Origin of the sequence: Amphibacillus jilinensis Y1, from assembly GCF_000306965.1 — a bacterium.
GTDB lineage: Bacteria > Bacillota > Bacilli > Bacillales > Amphibacillaceae > Amphibacillus_C > Amphibacillus_C jilinensis.
Genome location: NZ_JH976434.1, coordinates 1,167,140 through 1,185,835, shown reverse-complemented (window position 1 = coordinate 1,185,835; position 18,696 = coordinate 1,167,140). Strand labels below are relative to the sequence as shown.

Below are 18,696 nucleotides of genomic sequence, written 5' to 3'. Positions count from 1 at the left end.
TGAAGCTAAAGGTCCAATCATCATCTGGAGTGACTTGTTGACTATCGATTTGGACGCCATTTTGTAGAAGGTTGACGGTAATGTCATCCGGCCGATCTGGATTATTATCATCGAGCCACGTTTTCTCACCACTCACTTCGGTTTCACCAACACGAAGGTTTGTAATGTCAAACCCTTCAATGGTTGTTTCGTAACCTTCGACGGGTTCTTCTTCAATAGAATAGTCATAGGCTATACCTTCATCATCGTACTGATTCAACCCTGTGAAGCTAAAGATCCAATCATCATCTGTTGTGACTTGTTGACTATCGATTTGCACGCCATTTTGTAGGAGATTGACGGTAATGTCATCTGGTCGATCGGACGCGTCGTCATCGAGCCATGTCTTCTCACCACTCACTTCGACCTCACCAACACGGACGTTTGTAATGTCATAGCCATCAATGATCGTTTCATAGCCGTCAACAGGTTCTTCTTCAACAGTATAAACATAGCCTTGCCCTTCGTTATCAAATGCATCGAGCTCATCAAAGCTGTATGACCAGTTATCACTTTCTGTTATTTCTTGGCTTGCTATTTCTTCACCATTTTGCATAAGATTCAATGTAATGGACTCAGGTCGGTCAGTTGAGTCGCTGTCCAGCCACGTCTTATCCCCACTAATGTCAATTGTTCCGACCCTAACGTTTTCAATAGAGAAACCTGCATCTGTTTCGGTGATGTCTACTAATTCATAATTGTCTACACTTTCCTCTTCTACACGATAGTCATAGACATTGCCCTCTGCGTCATAAACAGGAAGATCAGTAAATGTACCTTCCCATTGATCATTTGCGTTAAGGGTTAATGAATCAAACTCAGTGTCATTTTGGTAAAGTGTGATCGCAATCTCATTCGGACGATGATCTGCTGATTCATCTAACCATTCTTTGTCTACAGTTAAAGATTGTGTGATCACGTTTTGGATTTCAAAGCCAGTTTCTTGATCGCCAAGAATGCCTTGCAGTTGATAGCCTGCGCCTGGTTCTTGTTCATCGACTGAATACGTATAAAAATTACTATCCGCATCAATAGCTTCTAAGTCTTCAAAGCTACCTTTCCAGTCATTGTCACGCGTTAACTCAAGTGTTTCATCTATACTTTCCCCGTTACGCAATAACTGTACGGTGATGACCTCTGGTCGATCATCTTCATGATTATTATCATTCCACGTTTTTTCTACTGGTATAGACACCAGTTGATAGTTTTCAATCTCAAGCTCGATTTGTTCTTGATCATGAGGGAATTCAAGTTCAAACGTTATATCCCCGACATGTTCTTGATAACCTTCTAATGGCGATGTCTCGATGAATTCATATTCACCAGGGCGAAGTCCATTAACAACAATCTCTCCATTTTCATCTGTAGTGTGAGTTGTGTCCGTATAAGTGCCATCGTTAACAAGATTGATCGCTCTTAGTTCAAATGCCACACCTTCTAATGGCTCACTTGTTTGACCATCTGTTTTTACGAGGCTGACAGATCCTTTCATGATATCATTATTGACATCATTAAGTTCGATCTGTTCTGTCTCATCAACAGTATCATCAACTGTAAAGATTTCTGATGTGTAACCACCATCTTGAATCGTGTAACCATCAGGTGCTTTGGTTTCACGTAAACGATACTCACCTTCTGGCAAACCTGTCAGTTGAATCTGTCCATTACTGTCTGTTGTTAATGATGTATAGCCGTTGATTGGCTCATCGTCTGAATCGATGAGTTCAAATTCAGCCCCAGCTAAAGGGACGGCGGTTTCACCATCAACCTTTTGTAATAGGACTTCAGCAAATGGGTCATTCTCGACTTCAATTGTTTGAACGTCACTTTCAACATCATTAAGTGTTATCGTTATTTCAATAGGTGTACCATCGAAAATATAACCTTCTGGTGTGGTTGTTTCAACAAGTTGATATTCACCCGGTTTTAGTTCTTCAAACCTCAAGGTCCCATCTTCATCTGTCACTTCTGTTAAAGAGAGGTCTGTCTCATAATCACCTGATGTGTAGGTTAATTCAAATGCTGCGTCGGATAATAGTTGATTACTAATACTATCGCGTTTAGTTAATTCAATTGATGTAGTCTTGACATTATTCTCAAAAGGTTCAGATCGAATTTCAATTGCAGCTTCATCTGGTGTCTCTTGTCTTGGAATTGTGAATTCTACTGGCCCTTCATTTGAAAGCGTAAATCCAGTTGGTGCTGAGACTTCTTCAATCGTATAATCACCTGGACGTAAATCGCCTGTTTCAATACGACCGTCTTCGTCTGAATCGACCGTTCGATCAAAGTCAACTGCTGGATCTGCGGATTGGATCTCGAATGTCGCATGACCTAAGCCATTTGAGTCTGTATTTAATGTATCGGCATCAATTTTCATCATATAACCGCTACCTGGAATTAACTCATTTTCAACAGTGATTGCATCCTCCTCAATATCGAGAATCGTGTGATTTTCATTAATTGTAAAATGGTATGCATTAGTATGTTCTTGGTAATACTCTGGTGGCGTTGTTTCAACAAAATAATAATCACCAGGTTCTAAATCTTCTACATAAATGACGCCATCCTGATCAGTGATCTGTTCATTAATGACTTCATTATCATTTGAATCATATAGTGTAAATCCTGCATCAGCTAATGGTTGATCTGTTGTTCCATCCACTTTTGTTAATTTAATATCACGCTTAATCTCATAGTTTTCGATCTCTATTTCTGTGTTATGATCTCCATCATTTCCACTTCCGACTGTGACCTCTCGTGGATTATCACTCGTGGGATCGATCACATAGTCAGAAGGAGGTGTGACTTCTTCTAATTTATAATCACCAAATAGTAAGTTAACGAATCTCAATTCGCCGTCACTATCTGTCTCACCTGTTCTTATTAGAACATCGTCTTGATCATAGAGATAGAATGCTGCGCCTTCGAGTGTAAGGTCGTTATCTTCAGCATCTATTTTTTTAATCGTGAGTGACCCAACTTCACCACTAATGGATCCGGAAATATTGCTGAAGTTAATGGTCTGATCAACGCTTGAATCGCCATCATCCCCTTCAACCTGTTGACCTTCAATTGATAGATCGTTTGAGATGGAACCTGTTGCCCCACTGTAAAGAATATAGGTGTCATATTCGAGTACGTATGCGCGATCAATCGTCTCTTTATCACCTATAAATTCAATAACAAAAGATTCTTGTCCTTCATCGTCTTGAATAAATTCAATCGTATAATCGGTTCCTTTTTCCAGTGTTTCGTCTGGATTTTTCTCAATGGTATCCTCAGTTGCTGTTGTCTCATAGATGGTTAGTGTTTCTTGTAAAATCGTTTGGTTGATACTTGGTGTGTCCGTAACCACGACATGATCCAATGTTGATTGACTACGGTTAATATTGACTTCCCAATTAACAATACGTCCATTTTCTGTACTTTGCTCAGCACTTTTGGTGGTATATTCACCACCGAATCTAGGGCTGAGTGACGCGTCTAAGGTCGCATCTTCGTGGTTAGAGCTTTGGATTGTCGCCGTATTATCATATGTGCTATCAACGACTGTGTCGTCAAGGTCTGTGGTGAATTCGATGATATATCCGGTTTGTAGATCACCAAGATCAACAGAAAAGCCAGGATCATTTGGTAACGGGTTGATTGTATATTGATCAGTGACTTCATTACCATATTCAAATCCATCTTCATCGCCTGTTAAAACCATGTCATAGATTTTCACATGATCAATGTTAAAGTTTTGATCACCCAAAATCGGATCTAGTACGTTGACATCATGCAATGTCTCATTGTTATAGTTGACACCGATTGTCCAAGTTATTTCTTTTTCTTGGATGTTATAGCTTCCAAATTTAAAACCATTGTTTTTAGTAGAATCATCTGGATTGAAAGTGGCTGTGCCTGTTTTAGAGACTGATTGTTCCTCGCCTTCAGGAATCCAGTCAATACGCGCACTATTTGTATAACTGTCTGCTCTATCAGCAAGATCAAAATCAATGGATGTTGAATAGGAAATAGTGACTTCGTTCGTTATATCATTTAAAAATTCAATTGTCACCTCATCATTATCTGTGTTATAAGTCACATCATAATCGCCACTGTAACCATTAAGCGCTAATGAATCTTGATCAAATGTAAAACCATTGGGCAATGTATCGTTAAACATAACATCTTCCATCACTAATAAATCTCGGTTGATCGTTACGGCCCAATCCGTTGTTTTCTCTTGATAATCCACTCCGGTGTTCCTTTTAATTAAAATGCCCTGTCTAATATCTTGAGAACCTTCGGACACATTGCCAAAATCGTCTTCAATCGTATTGGTCACGATATCGTCTTCAGACACACGATCAACTGTTTCGGTCTGATATTGAATTTTAAACGGATCGTGAATTGCTTCATTAAATTGAATGTGATAACCGTTTGTGCCTGTTGTAGTTAAAGTGTAATTTTCATAAAGCTCTTCGCCAGTCTCTTCGCCTGTTTGAGGGTCGATGGACACGCGATAGACTTCTAGCGAATCTTCGACTAGACGTTGATTTTGATCCTCGAATGTATCGTTTAAAATCGCACGCTCTTGTGCAATTTCTTTTTCATCATAGTTATATTGAATTTCCCAATCAATCATTTGTGTGACATCGTCATAATCAACAGCTTCTTTTGTTAGTGGTTTTCCTCTTGTAACTGAAACGGTCGATTCTGTCGTTAAATCATCGCTATCATCATATGTCAATGTGGCATCATTTTTGTACTCTGTACCGACACGGTCATTAACGCTTGTTTGGTACTGAATTTGGTAGGCTTCTTGATTGAGAACACCCATGTTTAGCTCAAACGATTCACCGAATGCATCGACATTAAGTGTAAAACGATCTCCTAAGACACTATCGGTTACGTCATTCATCGGTTCATCATATGATCCATCAGCATTCATAGAAAGTTCATATATTTTAAATGAATCGTCAATTACTTGGTGATCCCCTTGTGAAGTGTGATCATTTAAGATAGCATTATCCATTAATTGCAAATTTTTATTAACATCGATTGTCCAAGTGATCACTTCGGTATTATAACCCCTATTTCCAATCCCTTGCTTGTCTAGGCCGTTTTCATCCGGTTGAAATGAGATCGGGAACGCAATGGTGTCACTTTCTCCATAAGGAAAAACAATCGAATCACCTATTGCCGGTCCATCGTAATCATCATCAAATACCGCTTCCAAATTAATATTTCCTGCAATATTTGACTCTTGTGTGATCGTTTCATTAAAGGTAATCACAATGTCGTTCCCGCTTGTATAGAAGGAGCCGAATTTCATACCATCCGCTCGTACTAATGGTTGTCGATCAGATTCTGAAATGTTCGGTATGGTAAACATGGAGGGAACTTCAATTGTATAGGTCGATCCATCGCCATAACTGTGTCCATTTGCTAATTCAAAATCAAAGGTTAATCCTAATGATGTATCACTAAATGGTGCTTCAACAATGATTTCTGTCCCATCTTCTAATACGTTCCCATCTTTTTTGACAGTTGTTTCAATAAAAAAATCATCGGTAATCTCAGCGTTGTTTTCATAGTTAGTGATATTCATATGGGACTCTATTTCGGATGTATCAGTATCATCAACTTCTTCACTTGTTTCGCTGTCTTCTTCTGCTTCAGTTGTTGTATCTAAAACCGCTTCTTCTGAGGAAGAGGGTCTAGCATCAGATGGTTCAGCATCTGATGCTTCTTGATCGGATAGAGCAGGAAAAATCAGTTGCCCATTTGCATCATTTGCGATAGCTTGATCAAATGATAGTGTTAATGTTCTGTTCTCTAATTCAAAGTATCCGACGCTTGTTTGATTGTCTTCATTGATCAATTCATCTGATTGATCATCGACTTGTATATGATCTGGTAATTCAATTGTTTCACTGAATTCTTCTATCGTATCAATGGTGTCAGTCGACCAGGAAACAATAATCTCTCCTTCTCCATGCGCTTCCTCTAACGAGACCGTTTCTTCATTACTTTTAAAGACAATGGTGTCGATTACTGAGGTCTCAAGTGATGACTCAGCTGTAACAGGTGGCACAATTAGACTGCTTGTAAGTGTATTGATAAGCAGTACAAACAACAGCACCATACTTATATTTCGTCTCATTTATAGCCCTCCAACATCAAATTTTTTTCGTTAGTCATCTAGGTTTATCAATGAATAAAGTTAACATTTATATCTCTATGTAATGTGGATTCATGTCATCACACCCTTTAATTAGTGTTTAGTCTAAATAAGCGCACCTTGTTTAGTGTAGTAAATAGTCCTGAACATTTTCTAAAAAACAATGACATTTGCAACCGATTTTCATGGGTATAAAGATTTATTTTATGGCTAATTTTTAAGGTGAATGGTTGTGAAAGTTATCAAAATAGCGAGTGTTGACAACAATCAAAGACAGTTTGAGGCAAGTATTAGTGTAAAGCTTGTCCTTTTTTTACAGCTAAACAGCAAGTTTACAAATTCTGATTATGATATCATTAAACTTAAGCGTAATAGTGTGGGAGTGAAGAGATGGACAAACCGAAAATAGAGTCGGTGTTGAAAGCTTGGCACTTAGTTGAAGCTTTAGCACCAAGTGAAGTTACAGGTAAGGGAGAAGTTTTGGAAAAGCATTACTTTAAAGATAATAAAAAACGAATCCGAACGCGGTGGGTAAAACTAAATGAAAATCCTTGGAAGAGCGATAAAGTAAAAGATAGTAAAAAACATCAAGTTCAATTCCGCTATTACTTAGCGTGTTTCGAGCATCATAAACTTGTTAGCTTTATGCGTGATATTTTTAAAAATGACGATGAGATTATTAATAAGGATGATAAAACATTATTTAGTCTTTCTTTTTTGGTGGATAGCAATGGGCATTATATAAAAGATTCAATGTTTGTGCCTTTTTTTATGTATGTAATGAAAATCATGAAAGAAACCGCTAATGTACCTTATGGGGAATTAAAGACCCCTTTTTGGGATCAAATGCAATTATTTGAAGAACAAGCACAAACCGTTTTTATTAATGGCGTAACAGCAGATTCATTGAAGTCGATTCAACAAGTTTACAAGAAATATTTTCATAAACTAGATAAAAGTTCATTAAATTATCTAGAGATTGAGGTTATGAAGGCAGACCAACAATCATTATCAAAGAATTTTAATAGCTTTTATATAAATGACTTGGAACTTATTTTATCAAAAGGAGAAAATGAAACACTCCGTCAGTTTATCGATGGAACACCAACAGATGAATACTTGGATATAAATGAGAACCGAGAATATATTGAAGAGACTTTACAGCCCGTAAACCTACCAGATGGCCGATGGCCGTCACCTGTAGATCACAGATTGTCTTTAATGCAGCAAGTAGCAGTAAATCAAATTTTGAATAAGAATGAAAAAGTTAGTTCTGTGAATGGCCCACCAGGAACCGGGAAAACGACGTTATTAAAAGATATCTTTGCAGACATAGTGGTTCAAAGAGCAACAGAGATGATACAACTAGATAACCCTTCCAAAGCATTTACAAGAGCAAAAACGATCAATTTAGAAGGTTTCCATTATCCGATCTATTTATTGGATTTAAAATTAAGTCAGTATTCAATGGTTGTTGCTTCAAGTAATAATGGTGCAGTAGAAAATATTTCAAAGGATCTTCCTAAACGAGATGAAGTTATTCGAGAACCTGTTAAAGGTAAATTTAAAGAATATGAAGAGCTGTATGCTAAAGAGGCAAAAGAATTATCAATGTATCCATCTTCCGCAAAAGATCTACTTGAGAGCAATGATAATACATGGGGACTTTTTTCAGGCGCTCTTGGAAAATCTGATAATATAGCTACCTTTGGTTGGGGATTATATGGAAGTAGCAACGATGAACATGCGTTTCTTAAACAATTGGAACATGACAGTAAACAAGTAAATATAAAGGATTGGGAAGATGCAAAAAGGGATTTTTTAGATATCTTTAAAAATGTACAACAAAAGAAGGAAGATCTTCAAAAATTACATGATGAATTTAAGCGTATACAAGCCTACACGGATCAATTAAAATCATTAGAGGATCAGTTACTTACTCTTGAGCAAGAACAAATAAATTTAGAGCATGAGAAACAACATTTAGAACGCCAAAAGAAACTGACAGAACAACAGATTAAATCCCAACCTAAACCATCCCTTTTTAAGAGAATTTTCGGGAAAAATGACAAAAAAAACGAGTTAAAAATTGAACTTAATGATATTATCACGCGTTTAAAAGAAGAAGAAAATAAACGACATTTAAAAAGGAAAAAAATAAATGAGGATAACAAAACTGTAGAGGAACTGAAAGAGAAAATATCTATCCTTACAAAACAGTTAAACGATTATAGTAAGCAAGGGCTCATCTTACCAAAGGACGACTATTGGTCTAATACGAAACAGGCATACGAGTTTCGCCAATTAAATACGCTTTGGCTTACAGATGAATTAAACTTCAATAGAGGATTATTATTTTTAAAAGCCATGAAAATCCATAAGTTAATTTTGGCCTTTAATTTTAAAGCAATAAAGTCTACTTTGCGCATATTAATTAACCGTACAAATTTAGATCTTAATGATAAGGATCATAGAGAATATCTAAGGAACATGTGGCAATCTATCCATTTAATTACCCCTTTGATAAGCACAACCTTTGCTAGCTTTAGTTCTATGTATAAGGGTATAGAGGAAGACTTTATTAATTATTTGTTTATAGATGAGGCAGGACAAGCTAATCCTCAACAATCAGCAGGAGCTATTTGGAGATCTAAAAAAGTGATAGCAGTAGGTGACCCAATTCAAATTGAGCCTGTTGTAACTATTGATAAAACAATTTTAGGGGATATTAAGAAGTACTTCAATTTAAATGACAAATATATTGGGATAGGTACTTCCGTTCAAACTTTAGCAGATGCTGCTAATCCATATGGCATGTATAACAGCTATGGTCAAAGAGTTGGAACCCCATTATGGGTTCATAGAAGGTGTTTAAATCCCATGTTTTCTATTTCTAACAAAATAGCCTACGATAATAAAATGGTATTAGGCAAAAACGGACAAGGAAAGGGTGTATGGTTGGACTGTAAAGGTTCGGCTATAGAAGACCAATTTGTTAAAGAGCAGGGAGATTTGGTGGCAGATCATGTTGTTGAATTATGGAAAAAAACTTCAGGTCCACCGAATGCGTATATAATCTCTCCATTTACTGCAGTAAAAAAAAGAATTAAAAAAATTCTAGAAGAGAGATTAACAAATATGAATATATCTAAAGAAATTTTAAATGATTGGCTGAAAAATTCAGTAGGTACTGTTCATACATTTCAAGGAAAAGAAGCTGATATTGTTTATTTAGTTACTGGTACAGATGAAAATAGCGATGGTGCAGCTAACTGGTCTTGTTCAAAGCCCAACTTGATAAATGTTGCTGTTACACGGGCGAAAGAAGAGTTATATGTAATTGGTGATTATAACCGCTTTTCTAAGAAACCTAACTATTCTACTCTTACAGAGAATATAGCAGAAGTTATAAATGAAAATGTTCGTAAACCTAGTTGTAAAATGAAAGATGAGAATAAGATTCTTTGAGCTTTAGCTCTTAGAATCTTTTATCTTTTAGGGCAAATATTATTTTCCATTATGAGAAGTTCTTCAGAACGATTATCTTTGGTGGCAAATGAACTTGTTTATTGAGGTTTTTAATCCAGACTTCTAACGCAGAAGGTGTAATATCACACTCTCTCGCAATATCTGCATGCGATTTACCACCTTCATAATTGCAGTTCAAGTTCAGGTGTAAAAATTCAACGTTGACGTGTCTTCGTAGTCAAGCTTCTTTTAAACTTTCAAGTCCTCATTTTATCTGTCCAGACTATTAACATTAAATTGTTTTATTCAACGGTAAAGAAATTGGTATCGATTATATATTTTTGGATTTATGTTTCTGAGATATTAACTTTTATTCAGTAAAAACTTTACGATTATCCACCTTGTTTGAAAGGGATGGAGACCGATTTGAGCAGGCACGTACATTCACTAAGTTAAAAATTCTTTTTCTATTTTTTAAAGGTTAGTTTATAAAAATGGTTGCATATATGTGTATATTGTGTACAATGTATATATAACATATATCCAATATATAAACTTATTATAAGAACATTAGAAATCTTAACATATTGATTTAACTATGTAAGTAATGAATTAAAAAGATGTGGAATGATGTGCATGGTATTGACAGCAAGAACCATGAGAAAAGGTCTGAGTTGTTGCTTGTTCTTTAATCTTTTTGCCGTTTATACACATAGCTTGAGTTGATCAATATCTATCGCGTTGCTTATTTGCCATAGTGTAAAGGTTGAATATTGGACTCAAGACGCCTTGCTAAAAGAAGAGTTATAAGTTAATTTAGTCCATGTTAACTTAAATCTGTTTACAAAAAGAGTCATGTTAATATTGTTTTTTATCGGAGATGATGTTTTTTGTAAAGTGTAATTACAAATAATAAAAGAAGAGGGAATGTTATGCAAATTATTATATCAAACAGTTCAAAGGAGCCGATATATGTACAAATTACCAATCAAATTAAATCGTCTATTTTAGCGGGTGATCTAAGAGAGGGGGAATCGTTACCTTCAATGCGTGTACTCGCAAAGGATTTAAAAATTAGTGTTATAACTACAAAGCGTGCCTACGAAGAATTGGAAAAGGCAGGATTTATATATTCTATTGTTGGTAAGGGCTCTTTTGTGGCGGAGCAAAATTTAGACATCATTAGAGAGAAGAAACTCAAAGTCATTGAGGAGCAGTTGAACGCTGTCATAGTGAATAGTAGGCAAATTGGATTGACCATAGATGACTTACAACAATTGCTGAAGCTTTTATACGAGGAGGGATAAATAATGGAGCATGTGGTTGAATTAGAAAATGTAACAAAAAACTTCAAAGACTTTTCAGTGAACAACATTAACTTACAAGTGAAAAAGGGGTTTGTTACTGGGTTTATAGGAGCAAATGGTGCAGGGAAAACAACAACGATAAAGTTAATGATGAATTTGTTAAAGCCTGATGCCGGTGAAGTAAAGGTATTTGGTATGGATTATAAGACGCATGAAAAGGCGATGAAAGAACGTATGGGGTTTGTATACGATGGTAATGTTTTTTTTGAAGGGTTAAATTTGTTAGATATTAAACGTATAGTTGGACCTTCTTATAAACAATGGGATGATAAACTTTTTTATCAATATATGGAACAATTTGAATTACCACTAAAAAAAGCGATTAAAACATTTTCAAAAGGGATGCAAATGAAGGCGTCATTGGCTATTGCCTTGTCACATCATGCAGAGTTGATAATAATGGATGAACCAACAGCGGGATTAGACCCTATTTTTAGAAGGGAACTGCTTGATTTATTACAAGAATTAATGGTGGACGGCAATCGTACCATTTTCTTCTCTACTCATATGACTACAGATTTAAATCGCATTGCAGATTATCTTGCATTTATAAATAGAGGAGAATTAATATTTAATCAGTCTATTCATGATATAGCTGAAAACTATGCACTCGTTAAAGGGAGAATGGATCTTTTAGACAGAGACACGGAAAAGGCTTTAATTCGTGTTCATCGTGCACCAACAGGCTTTGAAGCATTGACCGGTAATGTTCAACAAGCAAAAAAGATATTTGGTGATTCGGTTGTCATTGAACAAGCGTCATTAGAAGATATTATGGTTTACATGAAAGAGGGTGTACAACGTGTTTAATTTGATTAGGCGAGATGTCATATTACAAAAGCGACAAATGTTAATCTTTATCCCTTTTATTACTTTTTTTATTATTATGGACGCGCACCCAGCTCTGACTTTTCTTGTTGCTAGTATATTTATTCCATTTAATGCATTTGCTTATGATGAAAAAGTAGAAACAAATATATTATTAAATTCTTTACCTTATACACGGAAAGAAATAATCGCGTCACGCTATATTGGTGCGATGATCTATATGATTTTAGCTATCGGAGTGACAAGTTTGGAATTGTTTCTTTTTGGTATTCCTTTTCGTTTAACTGATATCGCTGTTGCTTGTTGCTTATTCCTGTTATTTTCCGCATTTACATTTCCGCTATTTTATATATTCAAACCAGGCTATATCTATTCCGTTGTTCTCATTAGTTTTCTCCTATTAGCTGGTATAGGACCTCCTATTGTAATATTTTTAATGGATAATATAACTGTAGTTGCTGATTTTATTATTAATTTATCCACCACGGTTATGTATATGGGATCGGCTGTAATTATTATCTTTCTCTATACTGCTTCTTGGGGGATTACCACTTATATTTACCAAAGAAAAGCGCTTTAAGAAAAGAAATGAATTGATAATCTGTACTATGTTTATCGAAGACCAACGGATAAATAAAAGCCCTTCTTGCGGCTGCGATTAAAAGATCGTAAATAAAATCGGTTGACAAAGGGGTTGTTTAAAACATGAAAAACACAATTATACAAGTGTTCTCTGGGTTAATCACAATATTTTTTCTCCATTTAATTATGTTTTTAATGGATTTAATTAATTTTAATACAATTGGAACTGAAAATTTTTTTGGCACACTTGATAGAATGGGAGTGAATTTTTTAAACATCTATCAAGATGAGCTGTTTAATGTCGTAGGGAGTTTGGTATTAATACTAGGAACTCTCTATCTCATTTATGTTATTGTCACTAACGTCTGGAGAAAAATAATGTCATAGGTTAGCAAGTCTGGTCAAATCATTAGGTGACGGCATCCAGAACTTGGACTGATAATGGTTAAACCATCAAGTTTTGTTGACTTGCCTTTTAGTTAATTATCAATATATTTTGCTTTTGATTTATCTGTAATTTCTACATTTTCACTGTCAAATGCAGCTGCGTATACAGTGTTTGTAGATGGTTCTACGTAAAATTCATAGAAATTTTCCGATTCATCTTTGAAAACAACTTCTGCGTTATAATTTCCTTGTTTTGAGTTAAATACAATGTCTTTTTCTTTAATAAGGTCTTCATAGTTATTTTCAGAGATGTATGAATCTATTATTTCAGTACAATCTTTTTTCTTGTTGTAGAAAAACATAAAAATTGTTCCTCCTATGAATAGAGATAAAGCAATAATTATGATAAAAATATACTTGTATTTTCTGTTTTTTGTTATTGTCATATTATGATAAACTCCCTATAATCGGTGCTAAATTTCGACGTAATTAAATGGTTTGAAAAAGCTTATGATATTAATAGCTTTTGTTTTGGTTAGCTCATTATTCACTTATTCTAACACATTTTTTGCAAAAGAAACAAATGTTGGAAATTCAGGTTTAAGTTTAGAAGCGGTCATTAAGTTAAGAACGATTAATAAACGGTTATCTTCTGGATAGCCGTTTATTTTATCATTTATCTTGATAATGGCATGAATATCACATGCATTTTTCTCTAAGCATTTAACCACCTGCTCAATTTCTTTTAGCAAAATAGTGTACGTATTTGTTATATCGTCTATATAAAAAATAACAATATAACATTAGGATGTGGGTATAGACTGTTTCACCAGATCAGATTGTTTTTTGTAAGCGCTTTATATAATGCAGTAAAAATGCAGATGTGGATTATTGATGTAGTCATGTTTTTAATATGCTTGTCGCATCTGTGTAAAGCGCGAGGATACAACTTTAGTGGCTGTTTGTAACGCACTAGCGCCGGAGAGGTGATTAATGCCATTTATCAGTAGAGAAAAATGACGCATTCAAATTTTAATGATCATCGTTAACAAAATAGAAAAGGAGAATGGGATATGAAAGTTGTCGTGTGGAATGAGAACCGTCACGAGAAACAAAACCCAGTGGTTGCCGACATTTACCCAGATGGCATTCATGGAGCAATTGCTGAATTTCTAATGGAGGCTGGGCACGATGTGTCAACAGCTACATTAGATGAGCCAGAGCATGGTTTAACTGAAAATAAGCTGGCTAATACGGATGTTTTAATTTGGTGGGGGCACCTTGCACACCATGAGGTTGAAGATCAGCTTGTTGAAAAAATTCATCAACGTGTCTTAGAGGGAATGGGCTTAATCGTGTTGCACTCAGGGCACTTTTCGAAAATATTTAAAAAATTAATGGGAACAGGCTGTGATTTAAAGTGGCGTGAAGCTGATGAACGGGAGCGACTATGGGTGGTAGATCCAAGTCATCCGATTACTGTAGGATTGGATCAATATTTTGAACTTGAAAAAGAAGAAATGTATGGCGAGCACTTTGATATCCCAGTTCCTGACCAACTCATTTTTATTAGCTGGTTTGAAGGTGGCGAAGTATGCCGAAGCGGTGTGACTTATCAACGTGGCAAGGGTAAAGTGTTTTATTTCCGTCCAGGACATGAAACGTACCCAACTTATTACGATCAAAATGTTCAAACGGTAATAAAAAATGCGGTGAACTGGGCTGCTCCACTGGACACACCCATCCATAAGTATGGGAATGTACAGTCACTTGAGAGGATATCAGAAAAATCATAAATGTTAGAGGACGCAGGATTATAGATGCTAGTGAAATTGGCACAAGCAGGCGAGTATGCTAAGCCTTTTGAGTTACTGGGAAGCGAGGCTAAATGAGGGGCATGCTTGAAAAGATTAACAAATAGTGGCTTAACCATTAGTGCTTTTAGTGATCGGATATTCTTACTTTACCTGATCAGGATTTGATAAAGAATTTTAAAATACTGCGGGCCTTATAAGTGGGCCAATTGTCAAAACATGTTCTAGTGTACTTGGCGATCCAGACGGTGAAAAACACCAACACCATGCCTTGAGCGACTTATAGACGGGTAGAAGGGGGAAACGCATTCTCTGGCTAACCAACGTTGATTATACCATTTCATAACCATCCCCTAGTCTGAGATTTGAAGTAGGGGGTTAAACTCTAGTCAATTTCATTGGATGGAGGGCAGCATGTATAATATTCTGGTTTTAGACGATGAGAAACAAGAACGTGAGATGATTAAATTTCTCTTAAATCAATGGCCTAACCTGTTTAACATTCTTGAAGCAAGAAATGGAAAAGAGGGGTTGGATTTTTTAGATCAGCATGCAATCGATATTTTGATTACAGATGTAAAAATGCCTTTTATGATGGGAACTGAATTAGCAGAATATGCTAAGGTGAATCATCCAGAATTGAAGATTATCTTTTTCAGTGGACATGATGATTATAACCATTTGAAAACGGCACTATTAGTTAATGCAACAACCTATATGCTTAAGCCTGTTCAACCACATGAATTTTTTAATTCGATCAATCAAATTGTCGAGGAATTAGATCAAAAGGAAAATGCTAAATTAACAGATGAAAAAAGAGAGCGTGCATTACAAAAACATATTATTAGAGAGCTGATTAATGAAGTTCCTCTGTTTAGTCTTAAAAAGCAATATCCATTTATTAGTTTTGATTTCATAAATACGATTTATTATTATGTTTTCTGCCAAATCAAGGGGTATGTAAGCTCGGAACATACGCCACAAATTGACCAATATGTAAGGCAATTAGAGGGTGCCGATTATTTTAAACATAGTGCAAACCAATTCATTATTTACTTTCATAGGCAGGATCATTTTGAAGCAATTCAGCAAGCCATGGCAAACCTGAATACAGCTCTTGGTCATAAGTTGATCTATCAAATAACCGTGCGGATTGATTCAGTAGAGAATCTGCATCAACATTTTTATAAGGCTGAAAAAAAACTAGAAGAAAAAGCCTTCTATCAATATGGAAGAACGATCACTGACCCATCTAACCCATGTCAAGATGTTGATCAAGAGAATTTGTTAATGTCTGAGGTGATAAAGGCCATTAAACTTGGAGACAAAAGTGCTTTTAAGCAAAACATTCTAGCATTTTTAGACTATTACACCTATCGTCCAACTGTATCGATACCATTTATTCGCTTCTCTTATGCTAATTTTATTGAGCGACTTAGCAGCGAAACGCTGATCAGCTTACCAGAGAATAAAGAAACCATGATAAAGAAAATTATTGAGGCTAATCATCTCGAAGAAATTATTGTGATTGTCGAATCAATTATAGCGGGTATTAACAGCTATTTAAATGAAGTCTATGCTTCCACTAACTTATCGATTCAGAATGTTAAGAAGTACATTATTACGCACTATCACCAAGAGTTATATCTTGAATTGTTAGCAGAGCAAGTTTCTTTATCACCGCGATATTTAAGTGATCTTTTCAAAAAAGAAGAGGGGATCGGTATTACTCGATACATTAAGCAGATTCGAATAGCGGAAGCTAAGGCATTGTTGGTAAATACAAGTTTAAAGGTGGCAGACATCGCAGTAAAAGTGGGGTACACAAATTATCCGTACTTTGTTAAGACGTTTAGAGAAGAGGCAGGTTTTCCTCCTGAGAAGTATCGACAAAAGCACCTTCATTTGCCTATGTCAAAAGAGCAATAAATACCCAATAGACTGTTTACAGCTGTTTACTAAAAATGAACTTTAAATGCTCTCGTAGGATTGGGGGCGCTGTTATCGAAAATGTAACGAGATACAGATGTGAAAAGTTGATTTAATCTGTAGACAACACCAGTATAATGGTCAATCATACCAGAAATGAGTCGTTAGCACTTTACGACTCATTTTTTATTAGGGGTAATCTAACGGTCACATGTGTGCCTTTATTTAGGTAGCTAACATATTCGAGGCCAAAAGCATTGCCATAGTTTAACTGGATTCGATTATGAACATTTCGAGCGCCATAGCCCTTCGTTTTAGTAGTTAAAATTTGATCAACTTGTTCTTGATTCATCCCTTTGCCATTATCACTCACAATAAAGACAATTTGATCATGATCTAGTTTTCCATCTATTGATACAATACCCTTCAGACCGATTTCTTTATGATCTAATCCATGATGGATTGCGTTTTCGACTAAAGGCTGTAAAGTCAAGTTAGGCATTTGATACGTCAATAACTGATCATCAATATTTAGATAATAATCAAATGATTGATTATGCATCATATGTTGAATCTTTAAGTACGACCGGACATTTTCTAGTTCTTCTTTGATTGTAATATAATCCTTGCCACGGTTTAAGGTTGTACGATAAAACGTAGATAAATATTGGGTCATCAGACTAATGTCTACTTGGTCGGCTAAAATGGCCTTACTATTAATGAGGGATAGAGCATTATAAAAGAAATGCGGGTTAATTTGAGCTTGTAAGGCTTTTAACTCATATTCCTGCTTTTCAATCTTTGAGATATAGACTTCATTAATAAGATGCTCGACTCTTCCAACCATTTTTTTGAACATATGAATAAGTGTGCTAATTTCATCGTTTGAGTTGGTTGTAACGGTGACATTAAAGTTACCTGAGTCAATAGCTTTCATATTTAAGGCTAGGTTTTCTAATGGACGAACAATAATTCTTGAAAATAGATAAACAAGTAAGACTAACAAAAATAAACTGGTTAGCGTCACAATAATGAAAGTAACGGCAATGCTCATAATCGATTGGTTAATGGAATGCTTTGGCCTCATGATCATAATCGACCAATCTGTACTTGGAATGCGATCCTGTTTAAAAATGTAATTTTGCTTAAAGGAAGCATCTGTAAGGAAATCAGGAATAGAAGCAGGATCAATAAAAGCTTGGTCCGATTGCGTATTTTTTTGGAAATCAAAGATTAACTTTTGATTCGTATCAAAGATGAATACTTCATACTGATCCTCATAAAGGCTGTAAAGCGAATCGAATAGTGAATGATAATAAATGGATAGATTAATAATGCTTGTTGTATCCTTTGCATGGGTATAGAGCTCTGCTGAAAGGTTTAGGAAATCTTGGTTTTCAGATACATAATAAACAGGGCGTGTTGTACGCTGAATTTGTTCATACCAGTCGTTAGCTTCAATTTCTGATAAAGGACGGAGGAATCGGTCATATCGATTGATTTTTTGATCGGTATAGACTGTGATCCCGGCAAAGTCTCGATTTAAAGAAAGTGTATTAAAAAATAAAGGTTCTAATGTATCACGGAAAAATAAATACATCTCGTAATTATTGGTAAACTCGTTTGTCAGCTCCGTATTCAAATTATGATCGAGTAAGACATAGTTCAAACTATTATGGTAAGCATTCATTTTATAATCCAAATGGAGTATGGCGTGATTCATTGTCTCTTCTAATACTTCTTGTTCCCGATTATGTAAGAGTTCGTTTATTTGCAAATATCCGAATATGCCCAATAGTAAAAGCGGAAAAAAGCCGGATATTAAACTAATAATAAGTACTTTATTCTTAATTTTTAATTGTAAATAAAATTGTTTGATTTTTTTCATCTTGAAGCTTCCTTTCCGCGTGGATCACTAGTCGTGAATGGTTCAACGCCTATAACATACCACGCTAATCATGCAATCACAATACGGAGAAGGGGGAGCAGGAAAAAGTGATATGAAAGCGGTTTATTTAATATAGGTGTGGCGATGCCATTGCGTTAAACTAAAGTTAGGCATACTTGATATGATCATATTAATTTGGCAATGATTTTATTTTATGGGGGT

10 protein-coding genes are annotated in these 18,696 nt (G+C 35.5%); 6 read left to right on the top strand and 4 right to left on the bottom strand.

From position 1 onward, the window contains the following. Nucleotides 1-6,193, bottom strand: a 6,193-nt coding sequence (locus B494_RS19035) for a SpaA isopeptide-forming pilin-related protein (protein WP_194291165.1), incomplete at its 3' end; no start/stop codon positions are given. Nucleotides 6,194-6,601: 408 nt separating this feature from the next. Between B494_RS19035 and B494_RS0106015 the strand changes: the two genes are divergently transcribed. The 4 genes from B494_RS0106015 to B494_RS0106000 all read left to right on the top strand — a co-directional run bounded on the left by B494_RS0106015 (nucleotide 6,602) and on the right by B494_RS0106000 (nucleotide 12,454). Continuing rightward, nucleotides 6,602-9,679: a DEAD/DEAH box helicase gene (locus B494_RS0106015; RefSeq protein WP_017471476.1), complete on the top strand. Its 3,078-nt coding sequence runs from the start codon at nucleotides 6,602-6,604 to the stop codon at nucleotides 9,677-9,679. Between the two features lie 932 nt (nucleotides 9,680-10,611). Continuing rightward, the gene (locus B494_RS0106010; protein ID WP_017471475.1) at nucleotides 10,612-10,986 is read left to right on the top strand and encodes a GntR family transcriptional regulator; all 375 of its coding nucleotides are present in this window, start codon (nucleotides 10,612-10,614) and stop codon (nucleotides 10,984-10,986) included. 3 nt (nucleotides 10,987-10,989) lie between these two features. After that, a complete protein-coding gene (locus tag B494_RS0106005; protein ID WP_017471474.1) occupies nucleotides 10,990-11,856 on the top strand; it encodes an ABC transporter ATP-binding protein in 867 nt (288 codons plus the stop codon). Then, nucleotides 11,849-12,454: an ABC-2 transporter permease gene (locus tag B494_RS0106000; RefSeq protein WP_017471473.1), complete on the top strand. Its 606-nt coding sequence runs from the start codon at nucleotides 11,849-11,851 to the stop codon at nucleotides 12,452-12,454. The genes B494_RS0106005 and B494_RS0106000 overlap by 8 nt, the downstream gene beginning before the upstream one ends. A 481-nt stretch (nucleotides 12,455-12,935) precedes the next feature. Here B494_RS0106000 and B494_RS0105990 read toward each other — a convergent pair whose 3' ends face one another. Together B494_RS0105990 and B494_RS0105985 are read right to left on the bottom strand one after the other, a co-directional pair. Then, the gene (locus B494_RS0105990; RefSeq protein ID WP_083855736.1) at nucleotides 12,936-13,289 is read right to left on the bottom strand and encodes a DUF3139 domain-containing protein; all 354 of its coding nucleotides are present in this window, start codon (nucleotides 13,287-13,289) and stop codon (nucleotides 12,936-12,938) included. Between the two features lie 105 nt (nucleotides 13,290-13,394). Then, complete coding sequence (locus tag B494_RS0105985) at nucleotides 13,395-13,574, bottom strand: hypothetical protein (RefSeq protein WP_017471470.1); 180 nt, start codon at nucleotides 13,572-13,574, stop codon at nucleotides 13,395-13,397. A 342-nt stretch (nucleotides 13,575-13,916) separates the two neighbouring features. Between B494_RS0105985 and B494_RS0105980 the strand changes: the two genes are divergently transcribed. Next, on the top strand, nucleotides 13,917-14,639 hold the full coding sequence (locus tag B494_RS0105980; protein ID WP_017471469.1) for a ThuA domain-containing protein: 723 nt from the start codon (nucleotides 13,917-13,919) through the stop codon (nucleotides 14,637-14,639). Nucleotides 14,640-15,071: 432 nt separating this feature from the next. Then, the gene (locus B494_RS0105975; protein WP_017471468.1) at nucleotides 15,072-16,586 is read left to right on the top strand and encodes a response regulator transcription factor; all 1,515 of its coding nucleotides are present in this window, start codon (nucleotides 15,072-15,074) and stop codon (nucleotides 16,584-16,586) included. Between the two features lie 172 nt (nucleotides 16,587-16,758). On the opposite strand, the gene B494_RS20130 is transcribed toward B494_RS0105975, so the two are convergent. After that, nucleotides 16,759-18,474 carry a sensor histidine kinase gene (locus B494_RS20130; protein ID WP_017471467.1) on the bottom strand — a complete coding sequence of 572 codons (1,716 nt, stop codon included), beginning with the start codon at nucleotides 18,472-18,474 and terminating at the stop codon, nucleotides 16,759-16,761. Nucleotides 18,475-18,696: the final 222 nt, after the last annotated feature.

Coding starts and splice junctions, on each gene's coding strand:
- B494_RS0106015 (WP_017471476.1), top strand. CDS start 6,602: ATGGACAAACCGAAAATAGAGTCGGTGTTGAAAGCTTGGCACTTAGTT.
- B494_RS0106010 (WP_017471475.1), top strand. CDS start 10,612: ATGCAAATTATTATATCAAACAGTTCAAAGGAGCCGATATATGTACAA.
- B494_RS0106005 (WP_017471474.1), top strand. CDS start 10,990: ATGGAGCATGTGGTTGAATTAGAAAATGTAACAAAAAACTTCAAAGAC.
- B494_RS0105990 (WP_083855736.1), bottom strand. CDS start 13,289: ATGACAATAACAAAAAACAGAAAATACAAGTATATTTTTATCATAATT.
- B494_RS0105980 (WP_017471469.1), top strand. CDS start 13,917: ATGAAAGTTGTCGTGTGGAATGAGAACCGTCACGAGAAACAAAACCCA.
- B494_RS0105975 (WP_017471468.1), top strand. CDS start 15,072: ATGTATAATATTCTGGTTTTAGACGATGAGAAACAAGAACGTGAGATG.
- B494_RS20130 (WP_017471467.1), bottom strand. CDS start 18,474: ATGAAAAAAATCAAACAATTTTATTTACAATTAAAAATTAAGAATAAA.